Origin of the sequence: Streptomyces sp. NPDC047981 (assembly GCF_040653315.1) — a bacterium.
Taxonomy (GTDB): Bacteria; Actinomycetota; Actinomycetes; order Streptomycetales; family Streptomycetaceae; genus Streptomyces.
This window is the reverse complement of record NZ_JBEZNQ010000048.1, coordinates 47,844-63,130: the sequence shown is the minus strand read 5'-3', so window position 1 is coordinate 63,130 and position 15,287 is coordinate 47,844. Positions and strand designations below refer to the sequence as shown.

Annotated in this window: 11 protein-coding genes; 4 read left to right on the top strand and 7 right to left on the bottom strand. The window is 72.7% G+C overall.

The window, feature by feature from the left end; all coding sequences use genetic code 11:
* Window positions 1–142: 142 nt before the first annotated feature.
* The 5 genes from AB0E14_RS25995 to AB0E14_RS25975 are packed head-to-tail and all read right to left on the bottom strand — an operon-like array spanning window position 143 to window position 7,564.
* Window positions 143–3,181: a glycoside hydrolase family 38 C-terminal domain-containing protein gene (locus tag AB0E14_RS25995; RefSeq protein WP_362422740.1), complete on the bottom strand. Its 3,039-nt coding sequence runs from the start codon at window positions 3,179–3,181 to the stop codon at window positions 143–145.
* Window positions 3,182–3,227: 46 nt separating this feature from the next.
* Entirely contained in the window at window positions 3,228–4,487 is a 1,260-nt protein-coding gene (locus AB0E14_RS25990; protein ID WP_362422737.1) for a glycosyl hydrolase, read from the bottom strand.
* Window positions 4,488–4,525: 38 nt separating this feature from the next.
* Window positions 4,526–5,380 carry a carbohydrate ABC transporter permease gene (locus AB0E14_RS25985; RefSeq protein WP_362422734.1) on the bottom strand — a complete coding sequence of 285 codons (855 nt, stop codon included), beginning with the start codon at window positions 5,378–5,380 and terminating at the stop codon, window positions 4,526–4,528.
* A gap of 2 nt (window positions 5,381–5,382) precedes the next feature.
* The gene (locus tag AB0E14_RS25980; protein WP_362422731.1) at window positions 5,383–6,255 is read right to left on the bottom strand and encodes a sugar ABC transporter permease; all 873 of its coding nucleotides are present in this window, start codon (window positions 6,253–6,255) and stop codon (window positions 5,383–5,385) included.
* A gap of 22 nt (window positions 6,256–6,277) precedes the next feature.
* The gene (locus AB0E14_RS25975) at window positions 6,278–7,564 is read right to left on the bottom strand and encodes a sugar ABC transporter substrate-binding protein (RefSeq protein ID WP_362422728.1); all 1,287 of its coding nucleotides are present in this window, start codon (window positions 7,562–7,564) and stop codon (window positions 6,278–6,280) included.
* A 136-nt stretch (window positions 7,565–7,700) separates the two neighbouring features.
* Between AB0E14_RS25975 and AB0E14_RS25970 the strand changes: the two genes are divergently transcribed.
* From AB0E14_RS25970 to AB0E14_RS25960, 3 genes are all read left to right on the top strand, one after another.
* The gene (locus tag AB0E14_RS25970) at window positions 7,701–8,720 is read left to right on the top strand and encodes a LacI family DNA-binding transcriptional regulator (RefSeq protein WP_362422725.1); all 1,020 of its coding nucleotides are present in this window, start codon (window positions 7,701–7,703) and stop codon (window positions 8,718–8,720) included.
* Between the two features lie 111 nt (window positions 8,721–8,831).
* A complete protein-coding gene (locus tag AB0E14_RS25965) occupies window positions 8,832–11,273 on the top strand; it encodes a discoidin domain-containing protein (RefSeq protein ID WP_362422721.1) in 2,442 nt (813 codons plus the stop codon).
* Between the two features lie 166 nt (window positions 11,274–11,439).
* Window positions 11,440–12,234 (top strand): hypothetical protein, encoded by a 795-nt coding sequence (locus AB0E14_RS25960; protein WP_362422718.1) that lies wholly within the window; start codon window positions 11,440–11,442, stop codon window positions 12,232–12,234.
* Here AB0E14_RS25960 and AB0E14_RS25955 read toward each other — a convergent pair.
* Together AB0E14_RS25955 and AB0E14_RS25950 are read right to left on the bottom strand one after the other, a co-directional pair.
* On the bottom strand, window positions 12,155–12,877 hold the full coding sequence (locus tag AB0E14_RS25955; RefSeq protein WP_362422715.1) for an HAD family phosphatase: 723 nt from the start codon (window positions 12,875–12,877) through the stop codon (window positions 12,155–12,157). The two genes, AB0E14_RS25960 and AB0E14_RS25955, sit on opposite strands and share 80 nt — an antisense overlap.
* A gap of 73 nt (window positions 12,878–12,950) precedes the next feature.
* A complete protein-coding gene (locus AB0E14_RS25950; protein WP_362422712.1) occupies window positions 12,951–13,433 on the bottom strand; it encodes an Lrp/AsnC family transcriptional regulator in 483 nt (160 codons plus the stop codon).
* Window positions 13,434–13,743: 310 nt separating this feature from the next.
* Between AB0E14_RS25950 and AB0E14_RS25945 the strand changes: the two genes are divergently transcribed.
* Window positions 13,744–15,252: an FUSC family protein gene (locus AB0E14_RS25945; RefSeq protein WP_362422750.1), complete on the top strand. Its 1,509-nt coding sequence runs from the start codon at window positions 13,744–13,746 to the stop codon at window positions 15,250–15,252.
* Window positions 15,253–15,287: the final 35 nt, after the last annotated feature.

Here is a 15,287-nt window from a genome sequence, read left to right as displayed (position 1 = left end):
CGGTGGTCGCCGCGCTACGGCTCTGGCCGCGCGAGGACCCGGACGCGCTGGAGCACCGGCACCCTGAGCTGGCCGCCGACCATCCGCACCTGGCCGGCGCGGACGGCCGCCGGCACGCCCACGACTACCGCATCGACGCCCTTCACCCGCGCTGGCCGGCCCCCGTGAAGCGCAGAGTGACCAGCTCGAAGGGGCGCAGGGACACCTCCACCCCGCCGTCCGCCGGCAGGTCGGCCAGGGGGCGTTCCAGGAGATCGCACACCGTCACCGCCGCCCAGTCGAAATCGGTGGTGAGGCGGGTCCGGGCCCGCCCGCCCCGGGACTCGTAGAGCCGGAGCACCACGTCCCCGCTCCGGTCGTCGGCCAGCTTCACGGCGCTGACCACGACGGCGTCGTCGTCGACGACGGCCAATGGCGCGACCGCCGCGTCGCCCGGAACGACCCGCTCGGGAAGGTTGATCCGGTACCCCTCGCGCACCGCGTCCCCGACGGACGCGCCCGGCACCAGGGCGTGCCGGAACCGGTGCGCGCCCTGGTCGGTGTGCGGGTCGGGGAAGCGCGGGGCGCGCAGCAGGGACATCCGTACCGTCGTCGTGGTCCCGCCGTCCTCCGGCCGTACGGTACGGGTCACATCGTGTCCGTACGTCGAGGCCGTCACCAGGGCGACGCCCCAGCCGGGCTCCTCGAAGTGGACGAACCGGTGGTTGCAGGCCTCGAACTTGGCCGCTTCCCAGCTGGTGTTGGTGTGCGTGGGCCGGAACAGGTGACCGAACTGGGTCTCCGCCGCGTACCGGTCGGTGTGCAGGTCGAGCGGGAAGGCGGCCTTGAGGAACTTCTCCGTCTCGTGCCAGTCGACCTCCGTGTCCAGGTCGAGCCGCTTCGCCCCCGCCGTGAGCCTCAGCGTCTGCACCGCGCGCGAGGCGCCGAAGGTCCGCGTCACGCGTACGGAGACGGCCCGCGGGCTCTCCTCGGCGAGCACCACCTCGTCCGCCTCCGTCAGGTCCGTGACGGTGTTCCGGTAGAACTGGTCGACGTCCCAGGCGTCCCACATGTTCGGGAAGTCGGGGTGGACCTGCAGCAGATTGGCCGCCGCGCCCGGCGCCAGCGTCTCCCGGCCGGACGCCAGGTCGACCACCGACACCACGAGCCCCCGCCCGTCGACCGCCACCCGCAGCAGCCCGTTGTCGAGGACGAACCCGCCGCCCGGCCGGGCCCGCGCCGCACAGGCGCCGGACGCCGCCGCCACGACGACACCCGCACCGCCCGCGGGCACCCCGGCGCGCGCGTGCGGGGCCGCGTTGAAGACCAGCTCACCGCCCGCCACCGGGTCGCCGGCCAGGACCCGCTGCGCGCGCCCGATGATGCCGTTCAGCTCCTCGGCAACCGCCGCGTACGTCCGCTCCGCCTCCCGGTGCACCCACGCGATCGAGGAACCGGGCAGGATGTCGTGGAACTGGTGCAGCAGCACCGTCTTCCAGATCCGGTCCAACTCCTCGTACGGATACGGCACTCCGGACCGCACGGACGCCGTGGCCGCCCACAGCTCCGCCTCCCGCAGCAGGTTCTCGCTCGCCCGGTTGCCCTGCTTGGTCCGCGCCTGGCTCGTCAGCGTCGCCCGGTGCAGCTCCAGGTACAGCTCGCCCACCCAGACCGGCGCGTGCGGATACTCCGCCTCCGCCTTCGCGAAGAACTCGGCCGGCCGCTCCCAGCGCACCCGCGCCGAGCCCTCCAGATCCCGCAGCCGGGCCGCCTTCGCGACCATCTCCCGGGTCGTGCCGCCGCCCCCGTCGCCCCAGCCGGTCGGCGCGATCGAGTGCCGGGCCCGCCCCTTGTCCTTGAAGTTGCGGACCGCGTGCGCGATCTCCTTGCCCTTCATCGAGCAGTTGTACGTGTCGATCGGCGGGAAGTGCGTGAAGATCCGGGTCCCGTCGATGCCCTCCCACCAGAAGGTGTGGTGCGGGAAGGAGTTGACCTGGCTCCACGAGATCTTCTGCGTCAGCAGCCACTTCGACCCGGCCGCCTTGATGATCTGCGGCAGCCCGCCCGCGAAGCCGAAGGTGTCCGGCAGCCAGGCCTCCTCGTTCTCGACGCCGAACTCCTCCAGGAAGAACCGCTTCCCGTGCACGAACTGACGGGCCATCGCCTCCGAGGACGGCATGTTGGTGTCCGACTCCACCCACATGCCCCCGGCCGGCACGAACCGCCCCTCCGACACCGCCTTCTTGACCCGCGCGTACACCTCGGGCCGGTGCTCCTTGATCCAGGCGTACTGCTGCGCCTGCGACATCGTGTAGACGAAGTCCGGCTCGTCCTCCAGGAGCGCCGTCATGTTCGCCGTGGTCCGCGCGACCTTGCGGACGGTCTCGCGCAGCGGCCACAGCCAGGCCGAGTCGATGTGGGCGTGGCCCACCGCGCTGATCCGGTGCGCGGACGGCTCGGCGGGCGAGGCCAGCACCTCCGCAAGGCGCGAACGGGCCGCGGCCGCCGTGCCGTTCACGTCCTGGAGATCGACCGCGTCCAGGGCGGCCTCCACCGCCCGCAGGATCTCCCAGCGGCGCGCGCCGTCCACCGGCAGCTCCTCCATGAGCTCGCCGAGCACCTCCAGGTCGATCACCAGCTGCCACACGGTCTCGTCGAAGACCGCCAGGTCCATCCGCGCGAGCCGGTACTGCGGGGTGTCGCCCGCGGTCTCCTTCTCGCCCAACTCCGTCGGCAGGAAGGGGTGGTAGTCCAGGATCACCGGATTGGACGCGGCCTCCACATGCAGCAGCACCTCCTCGCCCCCGGCCGCCCGCTCGGCGATCCGCACCCACTGGTTGCGCGGGTTGAGCCCCTTCACCGGTGAGCCGTCGGGCCGGTAGACCAGGCCCTCGCACTGGAAGCCGGGCATGTTGGCGTCGAAGCCGAGGTCGATCAGGGCCTCCACCGTCCGGCCCGCCCACGCCTGCGGCACCACCCCGGAGACGGTCAGCCAGCTCGTCCCCCAGGGCGCGCCCCAGGCGTCACCCGCGGCGATCGGAGTACGCGGCGCGGCGATGCCCTCGGCCACCGGCACCGGTTCGTCGGGCGCGGTCCAGATCCCCACCTCCAGCGGCACGGACTCCGGGTGGATCGCGGGGCGGATCCGCTCCTCCAGGACCCGCTTGAGACGGGACTCGGTCAGGGTGCGGTCGTCATGCATGCAAGTCGCTCCATCACGTGGAAGAGAACGGACGAGAGGGTGGTCGTCAGGCCCCGCCGACATCGTCGACGGTGACCGTCCCGGTGATCCCGCGTGCGCTGAGATGATCGCGGTCCGACGCCCGCGACGCCAGTACGACGGCCGGCCGCGCGCCGTCCGCGGCGAGCCGCATGAACGCCTCGAAGAACGCCCCGCCCGGCGCGCACGTGGAGCGCTTCGGGGCCTCGTCCGGCAGGTCGAGGACGAGCGCCGTCGTCCGTGGCCGCGGCCGGTGGGCGCGGGCCCGGCACTCCGCCACGGCCTCGGCGAGCGCCCGTCCGGCCGGTTTCACCCGCTGCTCGCCGGTCAGCAGGCCGAGGCTGTACTCGAGTTCGGGGAAGTCGGCCAGCGAGCGGTCGACGTCGTGGGAGCACCACCAGGTGACCCCCCACAGGTCCGGGCAGTCGAGCGCCGCCGCCACCGTCGTACGGGTGAAGGCGGCGGCCCGGTCCGGCGCGATGTGCGGGGCGGGCGCCCCGACCTCCTGGAGCCACACCGGGCGCCCCGGATCCTCGGCCCAGGCCTTCGACAGCTCGATCAGATACGCGGCGTGCTGCCCGGTCGCGACGGAGTCGGCGCCGTGGCGCTGGGCGGTGCCGTTGAAGACCCAGGAGTGGACGGCCGTCACCGCGCCGACGCGGGCCGCCTGGGCCGGAGTGAAGGGATGGTCGTCCAGGTACCAGGCGGCGTCGTACTCCGCGTGCAGATGCATGCGTCCGGGCGCCCCCCGCTCGCACGCCCCGAGCATGCGCCGCAGCCAGCTCTCCGCCTCGGCCGGGGTGATCCGGTCCGGATCGGGGTGCGGGTCGCCCGAGAACTGGTTGATTTCGTTGCCGAGCGTCATGCCCAGGAAGTTCGGCCGGTCCGCGAGGGCCGAGGCGAGGGTGTGCAGATAGGCGGCCTGACCGTCCAGGACCTCGGGGTCGGTGAACATGTTGCGGCGGTGCCAGGTCAGCGTCCACGAGGGCCGGAAGTCGAAGCTGGACAGATGGCCCTGCAGTCCGTCGACGGCCACGTCGAGGCCTCGTTCGGCCGCCGCGTCGACGAGCGAGACCAGCTGGTCGACCGCCCGCGGCCGGATCAGCGTCCGGTTCGGCTGGAAGACGGGCCAGAGCGGGAAGACCCGGACGTGGTCGAGGCCGAGGGCGGCGATCGCGTCCAGGTCGGCGCGGACCGGGTCGAGGTCGAAGTCCAGCCAGTGGTGGAACCAGCCCTGGCTCGGGGTGTAGTTGACGCCGAAGCGAGGGGCGTCAGGGGACGGGGTCATGCGCGGCATCGCATCCTTTGCAGAGGTTGCCCGGGTGGTCATCCCTTGATGGCGCCTTCCTCGACGCCCTTGAAGAAGAACCGCTGGAGCGCGGCGAAGACGGCCACGATCGGCAGGAAGGCGATCATGGTCCCGGCCGCGATCAGCCGGGGGTTGGCGGTGAAGGTGCCGTCGAGGTACTGGAGCCCCACCGTGAGCGTGTACCGCGCGGGGTCGTTCAGCACGATCAGCGGCCACAGGAAGTCGTCCCACGCGCCGATGAAGGTGAAGATCACCACGACGCTCAGCATGCCCCGGACATTGGGCAGTCCCACATGGACCAGGCGCTGCCACACGTTCGCGCCGTCCACCAGCGCGGCGGCGTCCAGTTCGGGCGGGACGGCCTGGAAGGCCGTGTACATCAGCAGCACGTTCAGCATGGCGATGGCCCCCGGCAGCGCCACGCCGAGGAGCGTGTCCGTCAGGCCCATGCTCCGTACGGTCACGTACTGGGAGACGATCGTGACCTCCCCGGGCAGCACCAGCGTGGCCAGGAACAGGCCGAGCACGAGCCGCGCGCCCCGGAAGCGCAGCCGGGAGAGCGCGTAGCCGGCGAGGGTGGCGCCGACCACGTTGCCGAGGACCGCGATCGCCGCCACCGTCAGCGAGTTGAGGGCGTACGTCCACACCGGGATGGTGTCGGCGACCTGGGCGTAGTTGGCGAGTGTCGGGGCGCTCGGCAGGAAGTCCGGCGTACGGGAGTACACGTCCTCGCCCGGTCCCTTGAGCGAGGTGGACAGCTGCCAGAGGAACGGTCCGACCGTCAGCAGCAGGACCAGGAGGAGCAGCGCGTAGCGGACCGCCCGCGCCGCCGGGCCGGGTGTGCCGAAGCCCCGTGAGGCTCGTACGGGCATGGTCAGGCCGCCTTCCGGTTCAGCCGGGCGAGGAGCAGCATCGGGCCGACGGTGATCACGAAGAGCAGCAGGCTCAGGGCGGAGGCGTAGCCGATGTGCCCGGAGAAGCCGCGGCTGTACATCTGGATGAGCATGACCACCGACATGTCCCGGCCGCCGGGACCGCCGGTGCCGTGGGAGAGGACGTACAGCTCGGAGAAGACCCGCAGGGCGGAGACCGAGATGAGGACGGAGACCAGCATCATCGTGGTCCGCACCCCGGGCAGGGTCACGTGCCAGAAGCGGCGGACGGCCGACGCGCCGTCGACGGCGGCGGCCTCGTGCAGCTCCCGGCCGACGTTCCCGAGCGCGGAGAGGTAGATGACCATGTAGTAGCCGAGGCCCTTCCACACGGTCAGGGCGATGGCGCTGAAGAGCAGCAGCCAGCGGTCGGTGAGGAAGTCCACCGGCCGGTCCGCGAGGCCGAGCTGCCCGAGCATTCCGTTGAGCAGTCCGCGGTCGTCGAGGAGCCAGCCCCAGATCAGGGCGACCACGACGGCGGAGGCGACCACCGGGGTGTAGAAGGCGGTGCGGAAGAACGTGATGCCCGGCAGCTTCTTCTCCACGAGCAGCGCGAGCAGCAGCGGCAACAGGGTCAGCAGGGGCAGGCAGATCAGCAGATAGACGATGCTGTTGATCAGCGCGTCGGTCAACTGCTCGTCGTTCAGGGCGCGTTCGTAGTTGGCGAGCCCGGTGAACCGGCCGCCCCCGAGCGGCTTGGCATTGGTGAACGACAGGATCACCGTGTTGAGGGCGGGCCAGAGGTTGAAGACGAGGAGCCAGACGACGGCCGGCGCGGCGAGCAGCCACGGCGTGAACCAGCGCCGGTGGGTCATGGGGTGCCTTCCGGGTGGGGGTTCAGTCCTGCAGCAGCTGGTCGGCGCGTTCGACCGCGGTGTCCAGGGCCTCCTTCGAGCTCGCCTGGCCGTTCAGGGCGAGCGCGATCTGCTGGTTGACCACCGTCTTGATCGCGTCGTTGGCCTGGACGGGCTCCAGCATCGTGGCCTTCGCGAGCGAGCCGAACGCGGTGACCTTGGCGTCCCCGGCGTTCGTCCCGTCGCTCCGGCTGAAGAACGGGTCCGAGGCGGAGGCCTTGGTCGAGGGGAAGATGCTGGTGAGGTGGGCGAACGCGGCCTGGTTCTCGGCGTTGGTGACCCAGCGGGCGAGGGCGAGCGCGGTGGCCCGGTTCTTGGTCGTCCGGGAGACCGAAAGCCCCTGCACGTACAGCGGCGGGGTGCCGATCGCGGGGGAGGAGACCACCTGGGGCGCGAGGCTCGGGTTGTCGGTGGCCAGGGAGGTGATGTAGTTGCCGCCGGCCGTGGTCCAGGCGGCGGTGCCGGAGGAGAACAGCTTGGTGTTGCCCGCGTACGTCTCCGTCAGGACGTCCTTGGGCAGCAGCCCCTCCTCGAAGGCGTCGCGGTAGGTGTCGAGGAGGGCGGCGGCCTCGGGGGTGTTGAAGGTGAAGCTCTTCCCGTCCTCGGACATGAGCTTCACCCCGGCGTTGGCGAAGTCCATGAGACCCGGCTTGCGGCTCATCAGATAGACCGAGCCCTTCGACTTCTCCTTGACCGTCCTGGCCGCCGCGATCAGTTCGTCCAGGGAGGCCGGCGGCTTCTTGGGGTCCAGGCCGTAGCGCGTGAGCAGCGTGGCGTTCCAGTAGTTGACGTCGGTGTTGAGGTACCAGGGATAGCCGTACGTGCCCTGGTGGCCGGCGAAGCGGTACGCGGCGGTCCCGCCCTCGACGTAGTCGGCGTCCAGTTTCGGGTCGGCGCCCGCCACGTCGAGCAGCATGTTCTGCTTCACCAGCGGCAGCGCGAAGTCCGGCGGCAGGTTGACGACATCGGGCAGCGTGCCGCCGGCCGCCTGGCTGAGCACCTTCTCGGAGTAGCCGTCGCCCGGCTGGTCGAGCCACTCGACCTCGACGCCCGGGTGCTTCTTCTCGAAGGCGTCGATCACGCCCTCCATGTACGCGGTGAACTTCGGCTTCAGCGCCCAGGTCTGCAGCGAGACCCTGCCCTTGACCTCGCCCCCGGTGTCCGCGCCGGCGTCGTCCGGTCCGCTCGGGTCGCCGAGGCCGCAGCCCGCGAGGGTCACCGCGGCGACCGCGGCCACGGCCAGTCGTATCCAGTGGCTGCCTGTTCGCATATGAGAGATCTCCCGGTCTGTGCTGGCGGACTGTGCCGTCGGACGGAACGCATTACTAAACCGGTCTAGCGATGGGGGACTATGCTCCCGCTACACTCCGCTGTCAAGACAGTGCGCGAGACCGAAGGGGCGCCGGGTGGCCAGACCGACGATCGCCGACATCGCCCGCCGGGCCGGGGTGTCCAAGGGCGCCGTGTCCTTCGCGCTCAACGGCCGCCCGGGGGTGAGCGACACCACCCGCGCCCGCATCCTGCGGGTCGCGGAGGAGATGAACTGGCGCCCGCACAGCGCCGCGCGCGCCCTCGGCGGAGCCCGGGCCGGCGCGGTCGGCCTGGTCCTCGCCCGCCCCGCGCGCACCATCGGCCTCGAACCGTTCTTCAGCCAGCTCCTCAGCGGGCTGCAGGCCGGACTCTCCACCCGCGGCACCGCGCTCAACCTGCTGGTCGTCGAGGACACCGCGGCCGAGATCGAGGTCTACCGGCGCTGGACCTCCGAGCATCGCGTCGACGGCTTCGTCCTCGTCGACCTCCAGGTCCGTGACCCCCGGATCCCCGTCCTCGAAGAGCTCGGCGTCCCCACGACCGTCCTCGGCGGACCCGGCCGGCACGGCGGCCTGCCGAGCGTCTGGGCCGACGACCGCGAGGCGATGGTCAGCATCGTCGACTACCTCGCCGCCCTCGGCCACCGCCGCATCGCGCACCTCGCCGGGCTCCCGGCCTTCCAGCACACCCAGCGGCGCATCCGGGCCGTACGGGACAGCGCGCGGCGGCTCGGTCTCACCGAGGCGGTCTCGCTGCCGACCGACTTCAGCGACGCCGAGGGCGCCGCCGCCACCCGGACCCTGCTCGCCCGGCCGGAGCGGCCGACGGCGATCATCTACGACAGCGACGTGATGGCCGTCGCCGGGCTGGGCGTCGCCACCGAGATGGGCGTGGCCGTCCCCGGCGAACTCTCCATCGTCTCCTTCGACGACTCGGCCCTCGCCCGCATCGTCCACCCCTCCCTCACCGCGCTCTCCCGGGACACCTTCGCCCTCGGCGAGCAGGTCGCGCGCGAGCTGCTCGCCGTCGTCGACGACCCGGCCTCGGCGCGGGACGTCAAGAACCCGACACCGCGCCTCACGGTCCGCGAGTCCACCGCGCCGCCCGCCCCTTGACCCCCTCGACTAAAGCCGTTTAGCCTCCCGCCTCGAAGCATCGCACGCTCGTACCGCCGCACGTCCGTACGCCCAGCACCCCCCACCCCTCCCGCTGGACCGGAGCATCGGATGAGACGACACCTGCCCCTGCTGACCCTCGCGGCGCTCCTCGCCGCCCTGCTCGGCCTCGCACCGCTCACCCCGCCCGCGGCGCACGCCGCGCCCGCCCCCGAGGCCGCACCGGCTGCCGCCGGCGACCAGCCCTACGCCTCGTACTGGCACCCGAACACGATCCTCGACTGGGATCCCGCCACCGACCCCGACGCGCGCTTCAACCGCTCCCGGGTCCCGCTGCGGCCGCGCTTCACCGACCCGGCGCTGAAGGCCAACGCCAACGCCCGCGCGGGCGAGGGGAAGATCGCCTCCCTGGTCTCCTTCGGCCCCACCTCGAACAACCCCTCGCAGGGCTCCACCAACCCGCACTACTACGCCTTCGGGCACTGGCAGTACATCGACAAGCTGGTCTTCTGGGGCGGCTCGGCGAGCGAGGGCCTCATCCTCGCGCCGAACGCGACCGTCATCGACGCCGCCCACCGCAACGGCGTCAAGGTCTACGGCACCGTCTTCTTCCCGCCCACCGCCTACGGCGGCCAGATCCAGTGGGTCCGCGACTTCGCCCAGAAGTCCGGCTCCACCTACCCCGTCGCCGACAAGCTCGCCCAAGTCGCCCAGTACTACGGCTTCGACGGCTGGTTCATCAACCAGGAGACGGCCGGCGGCGACGCCGCCCTCGCCACCGAACTGCGCAACGAGATGCGCTACGCCCGCTCGCTCGGCCCCGTCGAGTTCATGTGGTACGACGCGATGACCGAGTCCGGCGCGGTGAGCTGGCAGGACTCCCTGACTTCCGCCAACGACTCGTTCCTGCAGGAGGGGGCGCAGCGGACCTCCGACTCGATGTTCCTCGACTTCGGCTGGAGCGCCTCAGGGCTGAGCAGCTCCCGTACGCTCGCGCGCAGCCTCGGCCGCAGCGAGTACGAACTGTTCGCGGGCATCGACACCGAGGCGAACGGCTCCAACACCTCCGTCCCGTGGGCCTCGGTCTTCCCGGCGGGCCAGCCGCACGTCACCTCGCTCGGCATCTACCGGCCCGAGTGGACCTTCACCTCCTCCTCGGGGCGCGCCGACTCCCATGCCCGCGAGGCCCGTTACTGGGACGGCGCCAACGCGGACCCGTCGAACACCACGACCACCTCGGCCTGGAAGGGGCTCGCGCACTACATCCCGGAGTCCTCTGCCATCACCGCCAAGCCCTTCGTCACCTCCTTCGGCGCCGGCCAGGGCGACTTCTACAACTCCGGAGGCGTCCGCGTCTCGTCCACCGGCTGGAACAACCTGTCCCTCCAGGACGTGCCGCCCACCTACCGCTGGCTGGTCGGCTCCACCGGCTCGAAGCTCACCCCCTCCATCGACTTCACCGACGCCTACGAGGGCGGCTCCTCGCTGCGCCTGGCGGGCACCCTCGACGCGGTGAACACCGTGCGGCTCTACCAGACGAGGCTGCCGGTCGCCGCCGACACCAAGCTGTCCGTCGTCCTGAAGACCCCGGCGGCAGGCCCCACCCGGCTGAAGGCGGCCGTCTCCTTCACCGACGCGCCGACCTCCTTCACCACCCTCGACCTCGGCTCGACCACCACCACGGGCTGGGAGCGCAGGACGCTCGACCTCTCCGCCTTCGCCGGCCGCACCATCGCCCAGATCGGCCTGGAGGCCGCCGGCTCCGTCCCCTCGTACGACATCCGCGTCGGCCAACTCGCGGTGCACGACGGCGCCGTGGACTCCGCCGCCGCCCCGACCGGCGTCACCGTGCTCGGCGCCACGGACACGAGCGCCACGGCCAAGTCCCTCCGCCTGGCCTGGACACCGTCCGCCTCCGGCTCCGTCCACCACTACGAGGTCTACCGGCGGAACGCCGACTCCTCCCGCACCTTCCTCGGCGCCACCCCCAACGACGCGCTCTTCGTCCCCCGGCTCGACCGCGCCGGCACGGAGACGTCGACGACCCTCGACGTGGAGGCCGTCTCCACGGAGTACGGCCGCTCGCCCGCCGCCACCACCACGGTCGCCTGGTCGCCCGGCGGTACCGAGTCCAACCTCGCCCTGGGCCGCCCGGCGACCGCGTCCGGGCAGTGCAACGCGAACGAGACGCCGGCCAAGGCGGTCAACGGCACCGTCTCCGGCGGCACCACCGACAAGTGGTGCACGACCACCTCGGCGAAGTGGCTGGAGGTCGACCTCGGCGCGGTCCGCTCGCTCGACCGGCTCGTGGTGAAGCACGCGGCGGCCGGCGGCGAGAACGCGTCCTGGAACACCCGGGACTTCACCCTTCAGATCCGCGGCTCCACCGCCGACCCGTGGACCACCGTGGCGACCGCCACCGGCAACACGGCGGCCACCACGACCCACCCGGTGGGCAGGACGGCACGGTACGTGCGCCTCGACATCACCCGGCCCACCCAGACCACCGATCCCGCCGCACGGATCTACGAGTTTGAGGCCTGGGGATCCTGACGGAACCCCCCCCGCACCGTCACGCCCGCCTGCACCGTCACGCCCGCCCGCCCCGGTACGCCCACGCGTACCGGGGCGCGGCCGACGGGTGAGTACCCGTACTCATGCCGATCGCGGCCCGCGGCGGGACGATGACCGCACATCGGCGGGCGTCGGAGGGGGCGGCATGAGCAAGGTCGTGGGCGCGTGCGTGGTCGCGGGGGCGGCCGTCCTCGCGCTGGTCGTGGCGTACGCGGTCGGAGCACCGCCCGGGCTCGTCCTGGGGGTCGGGGCGGGCGTCCTCGGCCTGCTGTGGCTGCTGGTCCTCCTGACCGCGCCCTGGAACCTGTACTTCCGGGCGCACGCCGTCCGGGCCGAGATCGCGCTCAGCCGTGAGAAGGGCCTCACGATCTCCGAGGAGCGGGACGCCGAGGCCGCCCGGATCGCGCGGCTCATGCTGGGTGTCGCCGTCGCCGGGCACGTCCTCAGCGCCGCCGCCGTGGCCCTGGGCACGCTCGCGACCGGGCGCGCGGCGGGCTGGTGGTTCGCCGGGCTCTTCGTCCTGAGCACCTTCCTGCGTCCGGCGGGCGCCTGGTTCGCCCAGCTGCGACGCCGCCTCGGCGTCCTGCTCCGGGACGTCACCCACCCCCGCGACGACGTGGTCGAGCTGCGCGCCCGCGTGACCCGGCTGGAGAGCGGGGCCCAGGTCCTGGAGGGCAAGGCGGAGGAGCAGTACCGCGCCCTCGCCGAACTGCGGCGCACGGCCGACGCGTCGGCCCTCTCCGCGCACCGCAGGGCCGACGAGACGGACCGCAGGATCGCGGCCCTCGCGCGCGAGTTCGAGGCCACGGTCAACCGGCTCACCGACAACGAGGAGATCATCGCCGGCCTGAAGGCGTTCCTCAGGCTTCTGCGGTCGACCGCCCACGAGCCGGGTCTCCCGACTCGGGCTCCAACAGACGCAGCGCCGCCCGCGCGGTGAACTCCGCCTGCCCGCCGGGAAAGAGCAGATCGGCCGCCAGGAACGCCGGATCGTTCGCCGTCGCCGCCACGTACGGCAGCGCCACGCACCGCATCCCGGCCGCCCGGGCCGCCAGGGCCCCCGGCGGGGCGTCCTCGAACACCACGCACCGCGCGGGCTTCACACCGAGCCGCCGCGCCGCCTCCAGGAAGACGTCCGGCTCCGGCTTGCCGCGCCCGACCTCCTCGGCGGAGACCAGGGTCGTCAGATACGCGTCCAGGCCGGTCCCCGTCAGGACGGCCTCGATCGCCGCGCGGGACGAACCGGAGGCCACCGCCATCGGCACCCCGGTCGCGTGCAGCTGCTCCACGAGCGTCCGCATCTCCGGGTAGACCGGGGTGGAGGCGCGCGCCAGCTCCAGATAGGAACGGTTGGTGGCGTCGAGCAGCTCCTCGACCGGCGCCCCGACGCCGTACCGGGCACCCAGGATCTCCAGCGACTCGCGCGTCCCGATCCCGATGAACTCGGTGTGCCGCTCCCAGTCGAAGTCCGTCTCGCCGGCGAAGGCGGTGAGCGTGCGCCGGGTGGCCTCGTAGTAGTTCGGCTCGCTGTCCACCAGCGTTCCGTCGAGATCGAAGACGACGGCAAGGGGATGTGTGCTCATGCGTTCCAGCATCTCAGCCGGCGCGGCGCCGCCCCAGGACCGAAGGTCCCGGCCTCCGCCCTCCCCGCTCCGGTCAGCCCTTCCGGGCCGAACCCCGCCCCACCGCCTCGACCAGCGGCAGCAGCCGGTGCGGCACGCGCTCGCGCAAGGCCATCTCCGTACGCGTCCTGACCACGCCCGGGAGCTGGATCAGGCGCTGGATCACGTCCTCCAGGTGCCCGTTGTCCCGGGCCACCACACGGGTCAGCAGGTCCCCGCCGCCCGTGATCGAGAACGCCTCCACGATCTCCGGCACGGCGGCGAGGGCGTCCCCGACCTCGTCCAGGTGCCCCTGGGTCACCTCGATGTGGACGAACGCGAGCACCGGGTGGCCGAGTGCGGCGGGGGAGAGGACGGGACCGGTCGCCGTGATGACGCCGTCCCGCTCCAGGCGGTCGATCCGGGCCTGCACCGTGCCCCGGGCCACCCCGAGGATCCGGGCGTACTCCCGCACGCTGGTGCGCGGCTGCTCGATCAGGAGTCGCAGGATCCGGGTGTCGAGCTCGTCCACCGTCATGGTCCGTTGGCTCCCTTCTGGTCGGTCTCGATCTCCGGTCACTGTACCAATGGCCCACCCTTCAGGGCCTCGGTTGAGCCAGTGGGCGGTCAGGTGTTTCCCTGGGGGAACAGTACGAAGACATGGCGCCGCGCAGGCGCCGGACCGGCGACGAGGCCGGCTCCGGACCGCGGCGCCTTTCCCATGTCCTGGGGCCGCCACAAGCAGGCCGGGGCACGAGAAGACGCGAAGAGGGTGTGTGTACGGCAGCGGGGGCGGGTCGACCGTCGTGAAGAAGGGCCGGGCGGCGTGCCGCCGGCTGGCCAGGCTCGTGTTCGTGGCCCCCGATCCGGGCCGCGTCCGGCTGCGCGTCTCCTCGCGCGCCGTCCTCGGCATCGCGCTCGCGGTCGCCGCGGCCGAACTCTGCGGGCTCTCCCTGACGGCCTCCATCACGGGCGGCCTCGCCGCCCTGCTCGCGCTCTTCACCGTCGGCGACCCCACCGTGCGCCGCCAGGCCGTGACCACCGCCCTGCTTCCCGCCGTCGGCTTCCCCGTCCTCGCGCTCGCGACCGCCCTGCACGGCGCCCCGCTGCTGCGGGACGCGTCCTGGCTGCTCGTCGTCTTCGCGGGGGTGTACGCACGCCGCTGGGGGCCGCGCGGACACGCGCTGGGCATCTTCGCCTTCATGATGTTCTTCGTCACCCAGTTCCTGCACGCGCTCCCCGCGCAGCTGCCGGAGCTGTACGCGGCGGTGGGCCTGGCCCTCGCGGCCTCCGGCACGGTCCGGTTCGTCGCCTGGTGCATCGAGCGGCGCGTCCCGCCGCCCGCCGCGCCCGCCCCGCTGCCCGGCAGGGGACTCGACCGGCCCACCACCCGGCAGGCGTTCCAGGCGACCGCCGCGTGCGCGGTCGCGCTCGCCGCCGGCCAGTTCATCTCGCACGAGCGCTGGTACTGGGCCGTGGGCACCGCCTGGTGGATCTTCGTCAACACCGCCTCCCGCGGCGAGACCCTGGTCCGCGGCTTCCGTCGGGTCGTCGGCACGGTCACCGGCATCGCCGCCGGGTTCCTGATCGCGATCCCGCTGGCCGGCGCGCCCGCCCCCACGGCCGCGCTGGTCGCGGTCTGCGTCTTCGGGATCTTCTACACGGCCGCCCTCTCGTACAGCTGGATGATGTTCTTCGTGACCGTCATGGCCGGACTGCTGTACGGGCTCCTGGGCGTCCTCCACCCGGGGCTGCTGGTCCTGCGCTTCGAGGAGACGGCGGTCGGCGCGCTCGGCGCGGCCGTCGGCGTGGCGCTGCTGCCGGTGACCACGCACGCGGCCACCAACGCCTGGATCGAGCGTGCGGTGACCTGTGTGCACGCCTGCACCACGGCCGCCGCGCGACGCCTCGCCGGCGACCCGGCGGCCGACCCCGCGCCGCACGCCGCCGAACTGGAGGTGCTCCTCGGCCGGGTCCGGCTCTCGCTGGCGCCGCTCGTGCACCCGCTGAGCCCGCTGCGCGCCCGCAAGGCCCGGGCCCGCAGGGTCCTGGCCCTGCTGGACGACTGCGCCCGGGAGATCCGGGGCCTCGCGGCGGTCGCCGCCGACCCGGACGCCTCGCACGACGCCCGGCTCGCCGCCGCCGCGTGGCGCGTCGAGGCCGCCGTCCACGCCCTGGTCCCGCCGGCCCACCCCGCGCGCCGGGTCGCCGTGGAGGCGCCCGCCGCACCGGCGGTGGACCGCCACCCGGGCGCCGAAGCCGCGCTCGGCCACCTGCACGGCCTGGAGCGCGCGCTGGTCGAGCTGGCCGCGCCGCTGCGCACGGCGCCGAGCGCCCCGCTCGTGCCCGCCGCGTGAGCGAAGGCGCTCGACCGACCGTGCGGGACCGAAGT